General features: G+C 61.5%; 22 protein-coding genes. 10 read left to right on the forward strand and 12 right to left on the reverse strand.

Features of this window, described 5'->3' with window-relative positions:
- Window positions 1–89: 89 nt before the first annotated feature.
- Genes NP503_RS19430 through NP503_RS19440 form a run of 3 tightly spaced genes read right to left on the reverse strand, consistent with a single transcriptional unit; the run spans window position 90 to window position 1,949 of the window.
- Window positions 90–389 (reverse strand): GNAT family N-acetyltransferase, encoded by a 300-nt coding sequence (locus NP503_RS19430; protein ID WP_013529296.1) that lies wholly within the window; start codon window positions 387–389, stop codon window positions 90–92.
- Window positions 390–391: 2 nt separating this feature from the next.
- Complete coding sequence (locus NP503_RS19435; protein ID WP_127268953.1) at window positions 392–1,012, reverse strand: alpha/beta hydrolase; 621 nt, start codon at window positions 1,010–1,012, stop codon at window positions 392–394.
- A gap of 4 nt (window positions 1,013–1,016) precedes the next feature.
- Window positions 1,017–1,949 carry a VOC family protein gene (locus tag NP503_RS19440; RefSeq protein ID WP_127268952.1) on the reverse strand — a complete coding sequence of 311 codons (933 nt, stop codon included), beginning with the start codon at window positions 1,947–1,949 and terminating at the stop codon, window positions 1,017–1,019.
- Window positions 1,950–2,175: 226 nt separating this feature from the next.
- Here NP503_RS19440 and NP503_RS19445 point away from each other — a divergent pair, with 226 nt between their 5' ends.
- Window positions 2,176–3,744, forward strand: coding sequence for an alkaline phosphatase family protein (locus NP503_RS19445; protein WP_127271286.1), 1,569 nt, complete (start codon window positions 2,176–2,178; stop codon window positions 3,742–3,744).
- A gap of 48 nt (window positions 3,745–3,792) precedes the next feature.
- Here the strand turns inward: NP503_RS19445 and NP503_RS19450 are convergent, their stop codons facing one another.
- Entirely contained in the window at window positions 3,793–5,130 is a 1,338-nt protein-coding gene (locus NP503_RS19450) for a PRC-barrel domain-containing protein (RefSeq protein ID WP_127269169.1), read from the reverse strand.
- 255 nt (window positions 5,131–5,385) lie between these two features.
- Here NP503_RS19450 and NP503_RS19455 point away from each other — a divergent pair, with 255 nt between their 5' ends.
- Window positions 5,386–6,306 (forward strand): diacylglycerol kinase family protein, encoded by a 921-nt coding sequence (locus tag NP503_RS19455; protein ID WP_127269170.1) that lies wholly within the window; start codon window positions 5,386–5,388, stop codon window positions 6,304–6,306.
- A gap of 29 nt (window positions 6,307–6,335) precedes the next feature.
- Here the strand turns inward: NP503_RS19455 and NP503_RS19460 are convergent, their stop codons facing one another.
- Window positions 6,336–6,536 carry a hypothetical protein gene (locus NP503_RS19460; RefSeq protein ID WP_127269171.1) on the reverse strand — a complete coding sequence of 67 codons (201 nt, stop codon included), beginning with the start codon at window positions 6,534–6,536 and terminating at the stop codon, window positions 6,336–6,338.
- A gap of 170 nt (window positions 6,537–6,706) precedes the next feature.
- Between NP503_RS19460 and NP503_RS19465 the strand changes: the two genes are divergently transcribed.
- Entirely contained in the window at window positions 6,707–8,218 is a 1,512-nt protein-coding gene (locus NP503_RS19465) for a sensor histidine kinase (RefSeq protein WP_164748878.1), read from the forward strand.
- A gap of 15 nt (window positions 8,219–8,233) precedes the next feature.
- Here NP503_RS19465 and NP503_RS19470 read toward each other — a convergent pair whose 3' ends face one another.
- The 3 genes from NP503_RS19470 to NP503_RS19480 all read right to left on the reverse strand — a co-directional run bounded on the left by NP503_RS19470 (window position 8,234) and on the right by NP503_RS19480 (window position 9,920).
- Window positions 8,234–8,692, reverse strand: coding sequence for a hypothetical protein (locus tag NP503_RS19470; protein ID WP_127269173.1), 459 nt, complete (start codon window positions 8,690–8,692; stop codon window positions 8,234–8,236).
- Between the two features lie 11 nt (window positions 8,693–8,703).
- Window positions 8,704–9,030 carry a YqjD family protein gene (locus tag NP503_RS19475; RefSeq protein WP_023811001.1) on the reverse strand — a complete coding sequence of 109 codons (327 nt, stop codon included), beginning with the start codon at window positions 9,028–9,030 and terminating at the stop codon, window positions 8,704–8,706.
- 128 nt (window positions 9,031–9,158) lie between these two features.
- Complete coding sequence (locus tag NP503_RS19480; RefSeq protein WP_127269632.1) at window positions 9,159–9,920, reverse strand: Crp/Fnr family transcriptional regulator; 762 nt, start codon at window positions 9,918–9,920, stop codon at window positions 9,159–9,161.
- Window positions 9,921–10,127: 207 nt separating this feature from the next.
- Here NP503_RS19480 and NP503_RS19485 point away from each other — a divergent pair, with 207 nt between their 5' ends.
- On the forward strand, window positions 10,128–10,439 hold the full coding sequence (locus NP503_RS19485) for a response regulator (RefSeq protein ID WP_164748877.1): 312 nt from the start codon (window positions 10,128–10,130) through the stop codon (window positions 10,437–10,439).
- Window positions 10,440–10,452: 13 nt separating this feature from the next.
- On the opposite strand, the gene NP503_RS19490 is transcribed toward NP503_RS19485, so the two are convergent.
- On the reverse strand, window positions 10,453–11,004 hold the full coding sequence (locus NP503_RS19490) for an RNA polymerase sigma factor (RefSeq protein ID WP_013529285.1): 552 nt from the start codon (window positions 11,002–11,004) through the stop codon (window positions 10,453–10,455).
- Between the two features lie 3 nt (window positions 11,005–11,007).
- Complete coding sequence (locus tag NP503_RS19495; RefSeq protein ID WP_127269630.1) at window positions 11,008–11,211, reverse strand: NepR family anti-sigma factor; 204 nt, start codon at window positions 11,209–11,211, stop codon at window positions 11,008–11,010.
- A gap of 216 nt (window positions 11,212–11,427) precedes the next feature.
- On the opposite strand from NP503_RS19495, the gene NP503_RS19500 reads away from it, so the two are divergent.
- The 6 genes from NP503_RS19500 (at window position 11,428) to NP503_RS19525 (ending at window position 14,946) form a co-directional block, all read left to right on the forward strand.
- Window positions 11,428–12,222, forward strand: coding sequence for a response regulator (locus NP503_RS19500; RefSeq protein ID WP_023810997.1), 795 nt, complete (start codon window positions 11,428–11,430; stop codon window positions 12,220–12,222).
- A gap of 264 nt (window positions 12,223–12,486) precedes the next feature.
- Window positions 12,487–12,654 carry a DUF1328 domain-containing protein gene (locus tag NP503_RS19505; protein WP_013529282.1) on the forward strand — a complete coding sequence of 56 codons (168 nt, stop codon included), beginning with the start codon at window positions 12,487–12,489 and terminating at the stop codon, window positions 12,652–12,654.
- 178 nt (window positions 12,655–12,832) lie between these two features.
- The gene (locus NP503_RS19510; protein ID WP_164748875.1) at window positions 12,833–13,864 is read left to right on the forward strand and encodes a sensor histidine kinase; all 1,032 of its coding nucleotides are present in this window, start codon (window positions 12,833–12,835) and stop codon (window positions 13,862–13,864) included.
- Complete coding sequence (locus NP503_RS19515) at window positions 13,861–14,175, forward strand: hypothetical protein (RefSeq protein WP_236383520.1); 315 nt, start codon at window positions 13,861–13,863, stop codon at window positions 14,173–14,175. The genes NP503_RS19510 and NP503_RS19515 overlap by 4 nt, the downstream gene beginning before the upstream one ends.
- Before the next feature lie 115 nt (window positions 14,176–14,290).
- Entirely contained in the window at window positions 14,291–14,617 is a 327-nt protein-coding gene (locus tag NP503_RS19520) for a hypothetical protein (RefSeq protein WP_127267715.1), read from the forward strand.
- A gap of 83 nt (window positions 14,618–14,700) precedes the next feature.
- Entirely contained in the window at window positions 14,701–14,946 is a 246-nt protein-coding gene (locus tag NP503_RS19525) for a YMGG-like glycine zipper-containing protein (RefSeq protein ID WP_023810994.1), read from the forward strand.
- 96 nt (window positions 14,947–15,042) lie between these two features.
- On the opposite strand, the gene NP503_RS19530 is transcribed toward NP503_RS19525, so the two are convergent.
- Window positions 15,043–16,671 (reverse strand): CHASE domain-containing protein, encoded by a 1,629-nt coding sequence (locus NP503_RS19530; protein ID WP_127267716.1) that lies wholly within the window; start codon window positions 16,669–16,671, stop codon window positions 15,043–15,045.
- A gap of 127 nt (window positions 16,672–16,798) precedes the next feature.
- The gene (locus NP503_RS19535) at window positions 16,799–17,599 is read right to left on the reverse strand and encodes an ATP-binding cassette domain-containing protein (RefSeq protein ID WP_127267717.1); all 801 of its coding nucleotides are present in this window, start codon (window positions 17,597–17,599) and stop codon (window positions 16,799–16,801) included.
- Between the last annotated feature and the right edge of the window lie 8 nt (window positions 17,600–17,607).

Below are 17,607 nucleotides of genomic sequence, written 5' to 3' on the forward strand. Positions count from 1 at the left end.
ACTTAGGCAGGATGCGCCACCCGCGCAAATGCCAGACCGCCCCGGGAGGATGGCAGCCGCTTGCCGCAACGTTTCAGGCAACGAAATCCCTACCGCTTCAGCACGTCGGCCCATTCCTGATGGCGGCGGAACTGGGCGTTGGCGAACGGGCAGAGCGGGATGATCTTCTTACCCGCCGCACGCGCATCCTCGACGGCGCGGGTGACGAGGCGAAGCCCGGCACCCTGGCCGCGAAAGACGTCCGGCACTTCGGTGTGGTCGATGATGATCTGGTGCTCACCGATCTTGGTGAAGGTCATCTCGGCCTCTGCGCCATCGGGTCCACGCAGGACATAGCGGCCCTTGGAACCGCGATCCTCAAGTTCGATCTCAGGCAGTTGGTCAGGCATCGCTATGCTCCTTGGGCAGCATCGGCAAAGAACCGCCGTGCCGCCTCGATCTCGTTTGGCCGCACCTCGTGCCCGCCATCGTGCCATTCCACTGTGACATCGGCGCCGTCGGCACGCAAATAGGCCTCGAGCCGCGTGGTCAGGTTCGGCGGGCAGATCGGATCGCGCTTGCCGGCGGTCATCAGAATATGGCGGCCGGCGAGACTGCCCTTCACCTGCGGCTCGAACGGGATCAGCGGATGCATCAGCACCGACGCGTCGAACAGGGCTGGAACCGCGAACACCACCGAGGCCAGGACATTGGCGCCGTTGGAATAGCCGAGACCCAGCACGGCCGATGGCTTCGCTGCTTCGACATGGGCCTTGACGAAGCCCGCCATCCTGATCGTCGCCCGTGCCAGATCCTCCATGTCGTAGACGCCCTCGCCGGTGCGGCGGAAGAAGCGCGCAGCACCTTGTTCGGACACATCGCCGCGCGGCGAGATAATGGTTGCCTGGGGCGCGAGATCGCGCCCCAGCGACAGAAGCTGGCTCTCATCGCCTCCAGTGCCATGGAAGACGAACAGCAATGGACCACCCGGCGAACCGGGCAGCAGCTTGTAGATGTAAGCGTCCTTGCTCATGACCTCAGCCTTCCAGTCTCTGCAGATGCTGTTCCAGATACGGCCGCAGGTGCTGGTGCTGCGACGGCAGCTTCAGCGCCTCGCCCAGATGAGCGGTATCCTCGTCGCGATCGAAACCCGGCTCGTTGGTGGCGACTTCGAACAGCACGCCACCCGGTGTGCGGAAATAGATCGCCCAGAAGTAGTCGCGATCGATCACCGGCGTCACCCCATAACCGGTGTCCATCAACGCCTTGCGTACCTCGAGCTGCCTGGCGCGGTTCTCGACCGCGAAGGCGACGTGATGGACAGAGCCGGCACCGAGATCGGCGAAGGCCGTGCTCGGCAGCGATTCGATGTCGATGACGTCGGCGCCATTGCCGTTCTTCACCGCCAGCCGCCTGAGATTGCCGGACTTGTCGACTTCCTCATAGCCCATGAACTTCAGCAGCTCCTCGGTGGCGCCGCCATCCTTCAGCCTGAGCGATACCGAATGTAAACCGCGGATCGCCTGGTCGACCGGAACACCGCCTTTCGCCCAGGGTGCTCTGCCGTCACCCTTGCCCTCGACCAGCGCGAAGCCGTCACCATCCGGTCCGGCAAAAGCCAGGCGCTTCTCGCCGAAGGTCTCTTCGCGCGACAGGCCGGTGACGCCCTCATCGGCAAAACGGCTTTCCCAATAGCCAAGCGTGCCTTCCGGCACCGAGTAGACGGTGGTTCCGACTTCCCCGACCCCATGCCGGCCCTTGCCTATATCGGGGAAAGGGAAATAGGTCATCACCGAACCCGGCGTGCCGGTCTCGTCACCGTAATAGAGGTGGTAGACGTCGGGCGCGTCGAAATTGACGGTCTTCTTGACCCGGCGCTGGCCGAGTTTCCTGGTGAAGAATTCGTTGTTCTGGCGGGCATCCCTGGCCATCGATGTGACGTGATGCAGGCCCTTGATCTGGTCGAGCATTGTCTTGCTCCTTCCTTGGTGCATGTGCGGCCCTCGCCGCTGTCCACGCCAATATGAGGACCAGAGCAGTTTAGGCAAAGGCGGCAAACACAGAATGGACTGTGTCGTAAAAGTGAACGATGGAACAAGGTTCGTTCACCAATTGGCCCGCAGAGTCGGGCTTGCGCCGTGGCCGGAATTCGGTTCCATGAACGGCGTTCGACATCCCGCGAAAAAGGTATCGTGAGTGACTGGAAAAGCCAGGCGGCCCAACATTCTCCTGATCACATGCGATCAGTGGCGTGGCGATTGTCTGTCCGCAGCCGGCCATCCGGTCGTGCAGACGCCCAATACCGACGCTTTGGCCGCGGAGGGTGTGCTGTTCAAGCGGCACTATGGCGGCGCGGCACCCTGTTCGCCCGCTCGCGCCTGCCTCTACACCGGCCTCTACCAGATGAACAACCGCGTCTGCCGCAACGGCACGCCGCTCGACGCTCGCCACGGCAACATCGCGCTCTCGGCTCGCGCCCTGGGCTATGATCCGACGCTGTTCGGCTACACCGACGTCTCGCTCGATCCGCGCCTGCTGGCGCCGGGCGATCCGCGGCTGCAAAGCTATGAAGGCGTGCTGCCGGGCTTTACGGTGCGCCAGTTGCTGCCCGAGCACCAGAAGCAATGGCTATCCTGGCTGGAACTGCAAGGTGTCGACGCCAGCGCCGGGTCCCCCGACATCCACCGTCCGCTGGCCGACGGCGTGGCCGGGACCATCAGCAACGCGCCGCCCGTCTACTCCGGGCAACAAACGCCGGCGGCTTTCCTGACCGGCGAATTCACGCGTTGGCTTGGCGAACAGGAGGACGCCACGCCGTGGTTCGCGCATCTTTCCTTCATCAGCCCGCACCCGCCTTTCATTGTGCCGGAGCCCTACAACACGATGTACGATCCGGCTGACAGCCCGGCCTTCCGGCGCGCGGCAAGCTGGCACGAAGAGGCGGAAAACCATCCCTATCTTGCCTATGATCTCGGCCGGCAGAAACAGATAAAATTCCGCCCAGACGCCAGAGGCAAGGTGCACGACTGGAGCGATGACGATTTTCGCCGCATCCGCGCGATCTATTACGGCATGATTTCCGAGGTCGATGCGCAACTCGGCTGCGTCTGGAAAGCGGTTAAGGCCGCAGGCGCGTGGGACGACACCATCATCGTTCTGACCTCGGACCATGCCGAGATGATGGGCGACCATTTCATGCTGGGCAAGGGCGGCTATTTCGACGGCAGCTACCACATTCCGCTGATCATTCGCGATCCGCGCCAAGGCAAGGCGACCGGCGGCAGTGTCGACAGCTTCACCGAAGCGGTCGACATTTTGCCGACGCTTCTCGACCTGCTCGGCCAAAAGCCCGCGCCGCATCTCGACGGCGCCTCGCTGAAGCCGTTCCTGGGCGGAGAAACCCCTACGGCCTGGCGCGATGCCGCACATTGGGAGTTTGACTTCCGCTCGATTGCCGCGGGCGAGGCCGAAAACCATTTCGGCATCGCCGCACGCCAATGCAACCTCGCCGTTATCCGCACGGAGCATTTCAAATATGTGCATTTCGGCGGCAATCTGCCGCCGCTGCTCTTTGATCTAAAAAGCGATCCGGGCGAGCTGGACAATCTCGCGGCCGACCCCGGCCATCTCACCGTGCGCCTGGAATTCGCCGAACGGCTGCTCGCCTGGCGGGCCGAACATCTCGACCAGTCGCTGGCGCTGGCCGAATTGACCCAGAACGGCCTCGTCGGCCATGCCGCTGGCCTGCCACCTGGCCACACATAAATAAAGCCCGCGCCGTTGCCAGCGCGGGCTTCATTGGGCTGAACAGAATTACCTTACGATCATGCGCTGCTGATCGCGCTGTTCGGCGTAACTGCCTTTATCATAGGCGGTTTGAGCCTCGAGCTGTTCCTTGGTGAAGGTCGTGTAAAGATATTTGTTGCCGTCCTTGTCGGTCATGAATTTGAGATTATCCATACCAACCGCGACCTCCTTTTCACCGACGCCTAAGAAGCCGCCAACGTCGACGATCACCGCGTCCGTCTTGTTGTCAGGCGCAAGCACGACATCGCCGATTTCGCCTACCCTGGCGTCGTTTGCGCCGTAGACAGTCGTGCCCTTCAGGTCATCGGCACGAATCTCGCCGACCGGCATCTCGGTCAACGTCGACTTGTCGATGGCGGCAGTCTGTGTCTGGTCGGGAGCCGAGGCGTCAGGGGTGGTCGCTGCCGGAGCTTCGGCGGTCTTATCTGCCGGAGCGACAGCAGGAGCCGTCGTGTCGGACGGCACAGCAGCCGGAGCGGTGGCCGCAGGCTCGTTGGAAGCCGTCGTGGCCGGCGCCGGATCATAGGCCTTGCGGTCGAAATCGGGCTGCGCCTGCAGCTCTTCCTTGGTGGTCTGGGCCACCAGCCAGCGGTCGCCATTCTTCTCGGCCCACTGCGCCTTAGAGAAATCATAGGTGACATTCTTGGCGCCGAGGCCAAGGAAACCGCCCACGCCGATGACCAGGGACTCGGCCTTGCCTTCCTTGGTCAGCACGATGTCGTTGACGTCGCCGATATTCTGCGCGTCATCACCGGTTCCGTTATATACGTCTTCACCGATGATGTTGGTGGCAAGGTTACCGTCCGCGCGCTTTACCGGTTCCGCCGGAGCGGCGTTCATGTCGGCCGGCTTTTGTGCCGTATCCGTCGTAGCAGGTGCCGTAGGTGCGGTCGCGTCGGTCGATGCCGCAGGTGCGGGGGCCGGACTGTAGGGCTGGCTGTCGAATTCCGCCTGAGCGGTCAACTCGTCCTTGGTCGTCTGGGCTACCAGCCAGCGGTCACCATTCTTTTCGGCCCACTGCAGCTTGCCGTACTCGAAGGCGACGCTCTTGGCACCGACACCCAGAAAACCGCCAACGTCGATGACGACGGATTTCGCCTGCCCATCCTTGTCGAAGACGACGTCGCTGACATTGCCGATGTTCTCGGCATCATCGCCGGTGCCGTTGTAGACGGATTCACCGATGATGTTGGTGACGATGCTGCCCTCTGCGCGGACCGTCGCGGCGCCTGACTCCTGAACGGCTGGGCTCTGTGCCGGCGCCGGGGTCGTCGCGCTCTGCGCATATGCGCCCGTCGCGATCAGTGTTGCGAGTGCGGTCGTGGCTAAAAGATTGCGGATCATGATAGTCTCTCCTCGTGCCTGATCTCATGCGCCGCGTCTTCGCCGGAAAGTCGGACGCGGCATCTACAGGTTCACAACGTTGTGACCAGTCTGTTGTTCCGACAAAACCGCGCCGTCCGGAAATCGAAATCACAGAAATGATCGAGCGGCTTAGAAGCCCGTTCGTGTCAAGGGAACCTTTTCCGTCGCCGCCGCGTTTCAGCCATCGGCTGGGCGTGTCCCGGCCACTTTTTGGCTGACATGGTGGAGCGGGGTATGAAATTCGCAGCGGTGCTGAACCGGGATGGCGGCACTTTGCGCACCACCGACCTCGTCGCCTTCTCCGACAGGATGCATCAGACGCTGGAGACGGCAGGGCACTCGCTCAGCATCGAAATTGTCGCCGGCAAGGACGTGGTGGAAACGCTCGACAGCGCGGCTTCGCGTCGCTCTGTCGACGTCGTGCTGGCGGGTGGCGGCGATGGGACCATTTCCGCCGCGGCCGCGCGGCTGATGGGCACGAAGAAGGCGCTTGCCATATTGCCGGCCGGCACCATGAACCTGTTCGCGCGGGGGTTGGGCATTCCGCAGTCACTCGATGGAGCGCTGAAATCCTTCGCCGACGGCGAAATCATCGCGGTCGACGTGGCGACAGCCAATGGCCAACCTTTCATACATCAGTTCTCGATCGGCATGCATGCAAAGATGGTGCAACTGCGCCAGAAGATGGAGTTCGGTTCGCGGTTGGGAAAGATCCGCGCCTCGGCCAAAGCGGCTTGGGCGACGATCAACAATCCACCTGCGATGAATGTGACGCTCAGCATCGGCGAAGCCGAAATGGCGGCACGCATCACCGGCATCGGCATCACCAACAATTTGTTCGGCGAAGGCCATTTGCCTTACGCCGACAATCCGGCGGGCGGCGTACTCGGTGTCTATGTCACGGTGGCGAAGCAGCGCGCCGAACTGGTCAAGTTTTTCTTCAACGTGGCGCGCGGCAAATGGCGCGACAACGAACATGTCGAAATCCACCAGACGAACAGAACGGTGCTGAAAATCCATTCGAGCAGCCGCAAGTTTCGCGCTGTGATGGACGGCGAATTGGTCAGGCTTGACCGTGAAACGGTAATCGAAATCCAGCCTGGCGCGCTGAATGTACTGGTGCCGGCGAGCGCGGCCCAATCGAGAGCCGCCTGATGCGATGCGTTGCAACGAACAAACCGGCTTTAGCCAGCAGGAGCCTGCTCGGTGGTGCTGGGCGTGGGGACATGCTGTTCATCGCTGGTTGGCGCCTTGATCAACACACCATAAATCTCGGCAATGCCCCACGCAGCAAACACCAGAAGCAATGCGGCGATCAGGATTCGAAATCCATGCCAGCCCCATCGCCCCTGCCGCGCCTTGTTTTCTGGAATGATCTTGGCCATGCTCGATCCCTGTCTCATTCTGCACCAGCTGGCGCGCTCGGCAAATCATGGTCGGGTAACGGTTCCTCGCTAGGATGGTTCCGGAAAAGCGCGCTGGCCTTGCACCAGCGCAAGCAGGCGACGGCGAAGACCGGGACGAGGCAAGTGGGGTGACTGGCAAGACGCAAACAGTGCCCGAGCTGCCGGCCGAAGTTGCGCGCGCAGTCAAGGATGTTGACCGGCTCGCCGTGCTGCACGGGTTGGAGGTGCTGGATACAGCGGCCGATCCCGATTTCGACCGCGTCAGCAGCCTTGCCGCGGCGGTGATGCAGGTGCCGATGGCCCTGGTCACGCTCGTCGACCTCGAACGGCAGTGGTTCAAATCCTGCTTCGGCCTGGACGAGGCCGAAACCGCGACCGACGTCTCCTTCTGCGCCCATGCGATTGCCGCCGGCGACGAACCGATGGTGGTGGTGGATGCAACGACGGATCCCCGTTTCAAGACCAACCCGCTGGTCACCGGAAAGCACCATGTCCGCTTCTATGCCGGCGCGCCGATGGTTGTGGCAGGTGCCCGCATCGGCACGCTGTGCGTGCTCGACCGCTCGCCGCATGGTTTTCCATCCCACGCTGAGCTCGACCAGTTGAAGTCGCTCGCCGGCCTCGCCGCCAGCCTGTTCACCCTCAAGGACACAACCCGCAGCGGCGCGATCGCCGAGGCCGCACTGGTTCGCGAGGAAAAACGACGCGCCATCGCACTCGATGCGGCGTCGCTCGCTAGTTGGGCATGGGATATCCGCACCGATATCATCGAATGCGACACATTGATGTCGGAGCTGTTCAGCCTGCCGCGATCCAACCGGCTGCGCGCACGCGACATCCTCACCGCCATCGATCCGCGTGACGTCTACCAGACCGAAACCCGCTTTCGCGACGCCCTGACCGGCAGCGACGACTATTTCGGCGAATACCGGGTGAAGGGCTTTCATCCGCCGCGCTGGCTCGCCACGCGCGGCCGTGTCATCGAGCGTGACGGCGACGGCAAGCCGACCTTGATCTTCGGCGTCAACTACGACATCTCCGAGCGTAAGCTCGGCGACGAACGCCAACGGCTGCTGCTGCGTGAGCTCAACCATCGCGTCAAGAACACTTTGGCGACCGTCCAGGCGCTGGCAACGCAGACCGTGCGCCATGCCCGCCAGCCAAGCGAGTTCCTCGAGGCGTTCGGCGCCAGGCTTCAGGCCTTGGGCATCGCCCACAATCTGTTGTCGGACCGCGAGTGGCGCGGCATTGGCATCAGTGAACTCGTTCAGATCGAGGTCAAACCTTTCGAAACGGCCGAGCAGCCGCGCATGACGATCTCCGGCGACGACCTGCTGCTGTCGCCCGACCAGGCCGTCGGGCTTGGCCTGATCCTGCATGAACTGGCCAGCAACGCGCTGAAATATGGCTCGCTGTCGGTGCCGTCAGGCAGGGTCGATCTCGGCTGGAGGATGCAAGGCAGGAGGGATGCCCGGCGTCTTGTGCTGACCTGGCGCGAAAGCGGCGGCCCGCAAGTCGCTCCGCCGGATCGGCACGGCTTCGGCTCGATCCTCATTCGCCGCAGCCTAGCCAAGGTCATTTCCAGCGAAGTGACCCATGAATTCCGGCCGGAAGGCGTGTTTGCCGAAATATCGATGCCGCTGGAAGAGTTGTCAAAGTGACCTCTCCCAACAGCTCTATATCCGTTCGCTCTCATCCAGATCGTCGGATTTCACATTCTCGCGGTAGATGGCGTAGGCCGCGAGCGCCACGGCCGGCCCCAGAATGACGCCGAGACCGCCTTTTCCCTTGAGCAGACTCGGCAGCACGGCGAGTGCGGCGGTGATGCCGATCGCCTTCATGTCGGCATTGCGGCGCTGCGCCCGGCGCCGGGCGCGTGAGCCTGCGGAGATCCGGTAGATCAGCAGGATAAGTCCGGCAAGCACCAGGAAACCGACGCCAAACCCCAGTGCCGCGGCAAGCGGCCCATAGCGCATCGCCGTCCAGATATAGGCGGCCCCGACAAGAAAAACGAGACCGCAAAGTGCGGCGGCCATGGCGATCACATAGACGATTGCCGCCGTGCGCGCCCGGTGTATGGCGGCCACGGTTTCCCCCGAGGCGAGGCCCGAGATCAGGGTTGCCAACATTCCCATCTGGAGCGCGACTAGCGACGCGCGATGAGCGCGAAAAGGAAGCCTACGCCGGCGGCGATCGCCAGTGACGTCACCGGCTTTTCACGCACGCTTGCCATCATCTGCGCTTCGATGTCCTTGGCATTGCTGCGCAGGCTGTCAAAGGCTGCTTCGCCCTGCGCACGCAACTGTTCGACCCCTTCCGTGGCTGCGCGGCGCGCGGTGCCATAGCCATGCTCGCCGGTCTTGGCCAGTTGTTTGGTGAGCTTGTCGATGTCGGCCTTCAACTGCCTGATGTCGGCTTCCAGGTCCGCATTTGCACGGGCGTCGTTTGCGGTCTTTCCTGCGGCAGTGGCCATGGCTTAACTCCTTGTGATTGCTTGGTTTCAAACGCGCTGCGCGTCTCAAGGTTCCGGCATTGGGGACAAAGTAGCCGAAAACGCATCGGCGCGCACCCGGTCCGCCGGCTCCGGCAAAACACGCTTCCTTAGATTAATGGCCGGCGCGCTTCACCCAGCCCTTCCCAGCCGGCGAGCCGCTTGAGCCCTTCATTGTCGGAAACCACGCAGCCGCCGTCGCGCCAGACGATCAGCTTGCGATCCATCAGCTTGCGGATCGTCTTGTTGGTGTGAACCAGCGACAGGCCAAGCGTATCGGCGATGTGCTGTTGCGTGATCGGTATCTGGACGGATTGGTTGCCATTCAGTCCGACAACCTTGGCGCGGCTGCCGATGAAGGCGATGAGATAGGCAGCGCGCTCGATCGCACTGCGGCGCCCAAGGCTGAGCAGATTCTCGTCCAGCATCCGCTCTTCACGCGATGCGATCCAGGTGATGTCATAGGCCAGCCCGGGATGATTGCGGTACAGCTCATGCAGATATTCGCGCTCGAAAACACACAGCAGCATCGGCGACAGTGCCTCCACGGAATGCTGCATCTCGCCCATCACACTGCCTTGCAGGCCAATCAGATCACCGGGCATGAGATAGTTGAGAATCTGGCGGCGGCCGTCCAGCAACAGCTTGTAGCGAAACGCCCAGCCGGAGAGCACGGTGTAGAGATGGGCGCTATGGCTTCCCTCCACCAGCACCGTGCCACCCTTTTCGACTGCGAGTTCGCCCTTCTTGAATTTGCTGATGAAGGCCAGTTCCTGTTTTTCGAAATCGCGAAAAATCGGCAACGGCCGCAATGGGCAGTTCTCGCAAGGATATTGGCGGCTGGAGAAAGCGCTATTGTTCTGAACCGACATTTCGACCCCCCTTCGAAAGCCGCTCTTGGAGAGCGCGTTTCAACGCGTTGCAAGGATTGAGGTTCCGCCCGCTTGCCACATGTCTTTTTTAAATGACAGCAAGCGAATTAGCGATCATGACTCCGGCGTTTCAAGGAGTCTTTGCCTGTGCCCACATTGCTCGACGGATTGCGGATTCTGGTCCTGGAGGACGAATTTCTGATCGCCATGGACGTCGAGCAGCTTTGCCGCGACCATGGCGCCGATGAGGTGGTGATCGCCCGTGACCTGACCGAGGTCGATGGCCGCGAGGTCGCCACGCGATTCGATGCAGCCATTGTCGACTTGATGCTGGGCGGCGCCTCAACCATCGATTTCGCCTCCGGGCTGCGCGCGGCAGGCATACCTTTCGTGTTTGCGTCGGGCTATTCGGATGTCGATGAAATCAAGGCATCGTTTCCGGGCGTCAGGCTGGTTGGCAAACCCTATTCGGGTGAAGACCTCGTGCAAGCGGTCGCCGCGGCCTGCGGACGCGCTTGAGACACGATCGCGGTCAGCTCGCCGGCGAGCTCGTTACCTGGGCCGAAATTGCGTCCGGACCATACTCGTCCTCGCCTGATATTTTCAGGATCTCCTGCAAGCGCGTACGGGCTCGGCTGACGCGGCTCTTGATCGTTCCCACCGCGCAACCGCAGATCTCGGCGGCCTCCTCGTAGGAGAAACCAGATGCGCCGATGAGGATGATGGCTTCGCGTTGGTCCTCCGGCAATTGCTCCAGGGCGCCGCGAAAATCCTTCAGGTCGAGCTGGCCGTGCTGGGCCGGATGAACGGCAAGCCTGGCCGTCATGATACCGTCGCTGTCCTGCACTTCGCGCCCGCGCTTGCGCATCTGCGAATAGAACTCGTTGCGCAGGATGGTGAAAAGCCAGGCCTTGAGATTGGTGCCGGGCTGGAAGCTCTCATGCTTGTCCCAGGCCTTGACGAGCGTTTCCTGGACGAGGTCGTCGGCTTTGTCGGCATTTTGCGTCAGCGACACGGCGAACGCGCGCAGACTTGGGATTGCCCCAAGCAGATCGGTCTTGAAGCCTTGTGAGACCGCGGCCATGCCTCAGTCCTTCTTCTGTGCGGGTTCAGCCCGTTCCAGCTGGCTAAGCAACTGGGAAAAGCGATCCGGCACATCGTCGGAGACCAGCGCGTCGTAATATTGTTTGAGTTTGCGTCCGATTTCGGAGTTCGGCCCAAGAGCATCACCAGAACCGTTCCGGCGCCTGCTCTCGGCGCCAGCCAGAATATCTTTCGTCATATCCTTCATTTTGCCCTTGTATTCCCAGCGCTCAAACCGCTCTTATCATACTCAACACAACGCAAGCGGCGCCCTCGTCTGGTTGCCCATCCCGACCCCAAACGCCCCTCCCCGGTATTTGTTCCGTCGAGGCGGAACTTTTTCTAAAAATCCGCGTTATCGTCAGGGCTTGCAGTCAGCTTGACCTGCTACGCATTCACGTCATTCTGAGGGAGACGTCTTACCATGAGCTTATCCGCCACCATCGCACCACATCTGCCCTTCCTGCGCCGCTTCTCGCGGGCTGTTTCCGGGTCGCAAGAGAGTGGTGATGCGCTGGTAGCCGCGATGCTCGAGGCCATCATCGCCGATATCGAGATATTTCCCGAAGCATCGAGCGACCGCATCGCGCTGTACAAGGTTTTCGCCAAGCTGTTCACATCGGTCGCCATCCGCGTTCCACAGGAGCAGGCGCAATCGGCGTGGGAACAGCGCACCGCCGCCAATCTGAATGCGATCGCGCCGCGGCCCCGTCAGGCCTTCCTCCTCGTGGCTGTCGAAGGCTTCAGCGAGGACGAAGCGGCTGAGATCCTCGACGTCGGCGACCAGGAGTTTTCAGAGCTGCTTGCCCAGGCGAGCAACGAGATATCCCGCCAGGTGGCAACCGACGTTCTGATCATCGAGGATGAACCGCTGATCGCCATGGATATCGAAGAAATGGTCGAGAGCCTCGGGCACCGGGTCGTTGGAACGGCGCGCACCCATGCCGAGGCCGTGATGATGTTCGGCAAGACACGGCCGAAGATGGTGCTGGCCGACATCCAGCTTGCCGACGGCAGTTCCGGCATCGAGGCCGTGAACGAGATCCTGTCATCGACGTCGGTGCCGGTCATCTTCATCACCGCCTTCCCCGAGCGCCTGTTGACTGGTGAACGACCGGAACCAGCCTTCCTGGTCACCAAGCCGTTCAATCCCGACATGGTCAAGGCGCTGATCAGCCAGGCACTGTTTTTTGACCGGCAGGCGAAAGCAGCCGCATAGTCGCGAATTGAGGAGTGGAGGAATTGAGGATTGAAGGCGATAGCCTCGCTCGCCGATTTCTCCAGATCATCAAAATCGTCAATTCATCAACTCAATTCTTCAATTCTTCACTTCGGGCCGCCTGATCCACGCATCGGGCGGTGAGGGCGAATTTCCTGCGCGTCCGGCTGCCGAACGAATTGCAAGCTCGGTCTTTTTCGGCAAAGGGTGGGAACAAACCGCAACCACCCACGTTTTTATCGCATCATTCGAAGGAGATGCATCATGCTTTACTGGGCGCTCGTATTTCTCGTCGTTGCGATCATCGCCGGCGCGCTTGGTTTCGGCGGCATCGCCGGTACATCTGCCGGCATAGCGCAGATATTGTTTTTCATCTTCCTCGCTTTCCTGGTCATTTCGCTTCTTGCGGGCCTGTTCAAAAGGGCTTCGTAAAGACGGACGGCCGAACACTGGAAGCCGCACCCCTCAAACGGTTTCCAGCCACCGCCGGGCGGTGTCCTTCAAAGGACGCCGTCCGGCGGACCGTTTTTTGGCGGCGGGTTCGGGAAACCTCTTTGGAACCCATTCACCGGTGAGCCGTTCAGCCTGAATTGGGTGGACAGTTTGGCCGATGGGTTCCAGGACCGGAAACAGGAAGGACGACGTGCAAAGCGATGAAGTCATCGCCCTCCATCCTGCCGAAAGCGGCATGCAGCTCGGCCGCGCCCTTCTTCACGCGTTGCACAATGCCGGCATTTCCGTTCTCTACCAGGATCGCGAGATGAAAACCGTATGGGCGCGCAACATGCGTGCGCCCTGGGTTTCGGACACCGCCGACAGCATCGGTATTTTGCCGGAGGCGCAGGCCGACCGCATCGGCGCGGCCAAGCGCGACGTCATTGCATCCGGCAACCCCCAACGTCTCGAGATCAGCGTTCCCGTCGAGGATGGCAGCCGCTGGTTTGAGGTCTGGATCGATGCCGACCACGGCGACGGCGGCACGGTGCAAGGCGTCGTCACCACGATGGTCGAGACGACCGAGCAGAAGCGCCGTGAGCAGACCCTGACGACGCTGTTGCGGGAGGTGAGCCATCGCTCGAAAAACCTGCTGGCGATCATCCAGAGCATAGCCACCCAGACCGGTCGCTACTCCGACAGCATCGGCGATTTCCTGACACGTTTTCGCGGCCGGCTGCAATCGCTGGCTTCGTCCCAGGATCTCGTGACCTCTTCCAACTGGCGGGGCGCCGCACTTCGCGAACTCGTATCGGGCCAAGTGGGCCGCTACGGCGGCGATCCGGTTCGCAGCCTGAGGTTTCAGGGGGCCAACCCCTATCTCAATCCCAACGCTGCCCTGCATATCGGCCTTGCGATGCATGAACTCGCCGTCAATTCGGTGAGCTATGGCGCCCTGTCGCGGCCCGATGGATTCGTCAATGTTACAGCCAACCTGACCGCCGCCGACACGGGAACCTCCCTGTCGCTGACATGGGCCGAGGCAATCGGAGCCAGTGATGTCAGGCGTAGCGAGAAGCGCTTCGGCAGCGTCGCACTCGAACGGGTCGTGCCGGCGTCACTGAACGGAACGGCGACGCTCGAAATCGCGGCTGGCCGTCTCGAGTACCGCCTTGTCGTTCCACACGGCAATTTCGAGACGGATTGAGCGACCCGAGCTTTCTTAACCAGCTGTTCACCATAAAAGCAGATGCTGTTTTTCCCAGATACCGCTGGAACCTGTTGCATCACCGAACATTTCCGCAGCAGGATTTGCAGCATGGTGCGGGAGGGAATGCCTTGACGGTTGCCGATATGAACAGACTGGAGCAGGCCGCCCGGATTTCCATGGGCGAGTTTGAGGACTCCGAGTCATCCGCGCCACCGCTGGCCCCTGTCCCCAACGGAGCCTTGCGCCTTGTTGCGTTGGCCTTGGTGGCGGTGATCGTGGTGGTCGCCCTGTACCAGCTGGTCTATTGAGGCCAGCTCGTTTCGGCCGGCGACAGAATCAATTGTCGCCGTCTTATTTCCCTGCCAGCGCGCCAGGAACTTTGGCTGATGTAGACCGTTACTATGGCGAGAGGACTTTCCCGCCATGGAACATATCGCTGCATTGCTGCTGGTCATCGGTTGCTCGAACACGATGGCCGACTGCCGTGAACTCCAGGTGCCCGTCAGCATTTTCGCGACCGCCGAGCAATGTGTGGCCGAGCGCCCATTCGTCTTGGGCGACGTGCAAGGGCAGGCTGATCACATCGTCGCCAAATGTCTTGCCGTCGATCCGGTGCTTGAAGACGACTATGATCAGATCGTCTGGAACGTGCGCGCCGATGGTACGCTTGACGCTTCATTGGCAATTTCCAGCCTGGTAATGGCGTCGAACGCGGCAGGCCCAGAAAAAGACTATCTTCACCAACAATAGATTGCAGCAGCAAAGGCCGTCATTTCATGCTAAATGGCAGCTGGAGCTTTACCAAGTGAGGACAAAAAGTGAGGAGTGACTCTATGCGGAAGATGATTATTGCCCTGGTTGCGGTGGTTGCCGTCAGCGGCTGCACCTCGACCGAACAGGACGTGGTTGGCGGCGGCTTGATCGGCGCCGGTGTCGGCGGCTTGGTCGGCGGCGGCAAGGGCGCGCTGATCGGCGCGGCCGTTGGCGCCGGTTCCGGCCTGCTGGTGCGCAATCTGCGCAACGGCTATTGCCAATATCGCGATCATCGCGGCCGGATCTACACGGCTCGCTGCAACTAATTCGGCGATAATCGAAACGTCGATCCGGAGGCTGGTCTGCTGGCCTTCGGATTTTTCATGTCCGGACGCTTGATCCTTTTCGGGAGAAGGTCGCGCTCAATTGGCGAGTGGAATTTTGATTTCCACGTTCAGCCCATTGGCCTGGTAGTCGCGCTTGATCGTACCGCGTAATTCGCGCGTCACGTTGAGATCGATCAGCTTGGTGCCGAAGCCGGTTTCGGCGGGAGCTTCGAGTTTCTTCTGCCCGTTTTCGCGCCAGTTGAGGGCCAGCGTCCTGTCGCGCCCACGCCCCTCCAGAGACCAATCCACTTTCAGTGCCCCCACGGAATTGCCGGCTTCGCCGTATTTCAGCGCATTCGTCGCCAGTTCGTGGAAGGTCAGGCCGAGCGCTTGCGTCGTGGTTTCGTCAAGCAGCACTTGCGGCCCTGACAGCAGCCCCTCGGGCAACTCCTTGCCGAACACCTGGCCGAGTTCGATGCGCAAGAGATCGCCAAGATCGGCCTTCTGCCAGCGAGAGCGCGTCAGCATGTCCTGGGACGCTGCCATCGCCTGCAGCCTGGCCGAGAAAGATGCGGAAAACTCGTTGACGTCGGTAGCCCGCGATGCCGTCTGGCGCGCGATCGCCAGCACCCTGGTGATCGAATTCTTGATGCGATGCTTCATCTCCTGCAGCATCAGGTCTTTTTCGATCAGGCTCTTTTCCGTGGTTTCGTGCAACCGCGACGCTGCCTCATAGGCCCGCTCCTGATATCGCGCCACCAGCGCGATGGCGCCCGCCAACAGCAGGCCGAATAGCCCCAGCATCACCGGAATGGCGCGCGACGACGGCTGCGAGAAGGCGCTTGTCGGCCGGAACAGGACAGTCCATGGCCGTCCGGCGACGATGATCTTTCGGGTGACCAGCAGCCTGTCCCCGAAAGTCGAAGCCGGCGGCGTCTCCGACCGGAACAGCAGATTGTCGCCGCTCACGGCACCATCGCCGTCATAGATTTCGGTGTTGACCGGCAGTAGCGGCGACCGGCTGAGCGCGGTCTGGAACAGATCGCGAGCCCGGAAGGCCGCATAGAGAAAACCTGATGTCGAGGATCTCGAAGCATTGATGACGTCGGGAGCGGTTTCGACATTGAGCCGCACGAAAACGAAGAAGCCGGTGAACGTCTGCGAGGCGCCCGTGTCCTGGCCCAGTTGCACCAACCCGCTGGCGTGCTGCTGGTCGTCGGACATCGCCTTTTCGATCGCCACACGCCGCATCGGTTCGCTGAACATGTCGTAGCCGATGGCGGCTTGGTTGGATGGATCCAGCGGTTCGAACAGCACGATAGGGGTACGCCAGGGTTGCGTGGTATCCGGGTAGATTGGATGACTGACGCCATAATCGTGCAGCATATCGCGTTCGACCGTCGCCTTGTCGCCCGTCTTTGCCAGCCTGAGGAAACCGATGCCGCGCAAGCCGGCGAAATTCTTGTCGACATCGAGCGCGTTGAAGAACGCCTTGAACTCATTGCGAGAAATATCGCCATTGCGGGCGTCGAACAGGGCCTGCGTCGAGCGCAGCAGCGACAGATGCAGGTCGATGCGGCTCTCGATCCGGTTGAGCGCGTCGTCGGCAGTCGCCTCGAACTTGATGCGCGCGGCTTCCTGTGTGGCGAAATAGGCGAAACCTGCCATCACCATGCTGATTAGTGCGACGGCGATAAAGGCGATGATCGGGAAAAGCTTCTTCAACGGATCGTGCGGTCCCTGAGCGATATCGGACCTTTATGGGCAAGTCGCCGTGCCAACACAATGCCACGGCCAAGCCATCCTTACGGCTGGCATATCACGTGTCCGGCAACGGCGAGCTGGCTTGATCTCAGGCTGCGATCTTCAGCGCACCCGGTCCTGGAATGGCGCCCGGCGGGCATTTGCCAAGAATGATCATCCCCAGCACCTCGTCCTGGGTGACATCGGTGGTGCGGGCGGTGCCAACGACCTGACCGTTCTTCATGACGCAGACCCGGTCGGCAAGCTCGAACACATCGTGGATGTCGTGGCTGATCAGGAAGATGCCGATGCCATCGGACTTGAGCTGCTTGACCAGTTCGCCGACCTGCGCCGTTTCCTGCGGACCAAGCGCCGCCGTCGGCTCGTCCATGATCAGGATGCGGGCGTTGAACAGGATCGCACGCGCGATCGCCACCGATTGCCGCTGGCCGCCCGACAGCTTGATCACCGGCTCCTTGAAGCGCTGGAAGCGGGGATTGAGCCGGCCCATCACCTTGCGCGCCTCGGCCTCCATGGCAACGTCGTCGAGCGTACCCCAGGCGGTCATCAGCTCGCGGCCGAGGAACAGATTGGCGGCGGCGTCGACATTGTCGGCCAACGCCAGCGTCTGGTAGATCGTCTCGATGCCGTATTTCTTGGCGTCGCGTGGATTGGAGATCGATGCCTCCTCGCCGTTGACGAAGATCTGGCCCGAATCGCGCTTGTAGGCGCCGGACAGGATCTTGATCAATGTCGACTTGCCGGCGCCATTGTGGCCGAGCAGCGCCACGACCTCGCCGGGGAAAAGATCGATCGAGGCGTCGTCGACGGCGCGGATGCCGCCAAACGCGATCGAGATGTTCCTCATGTCGATCAGCGCGGTGGCTGCAGGAGCAGTCTTGTCATTCATGGCATGCC

The organism is Mesorhizobium sp. SEMIA396, from assembly GCF_024518615.1.
Taxonomy (GTDB): Bacteria; Pseudomonadota; Alphaproteobacteria; order Rhizobiales; family Rhizobiaceae; genus Mesorhizobium.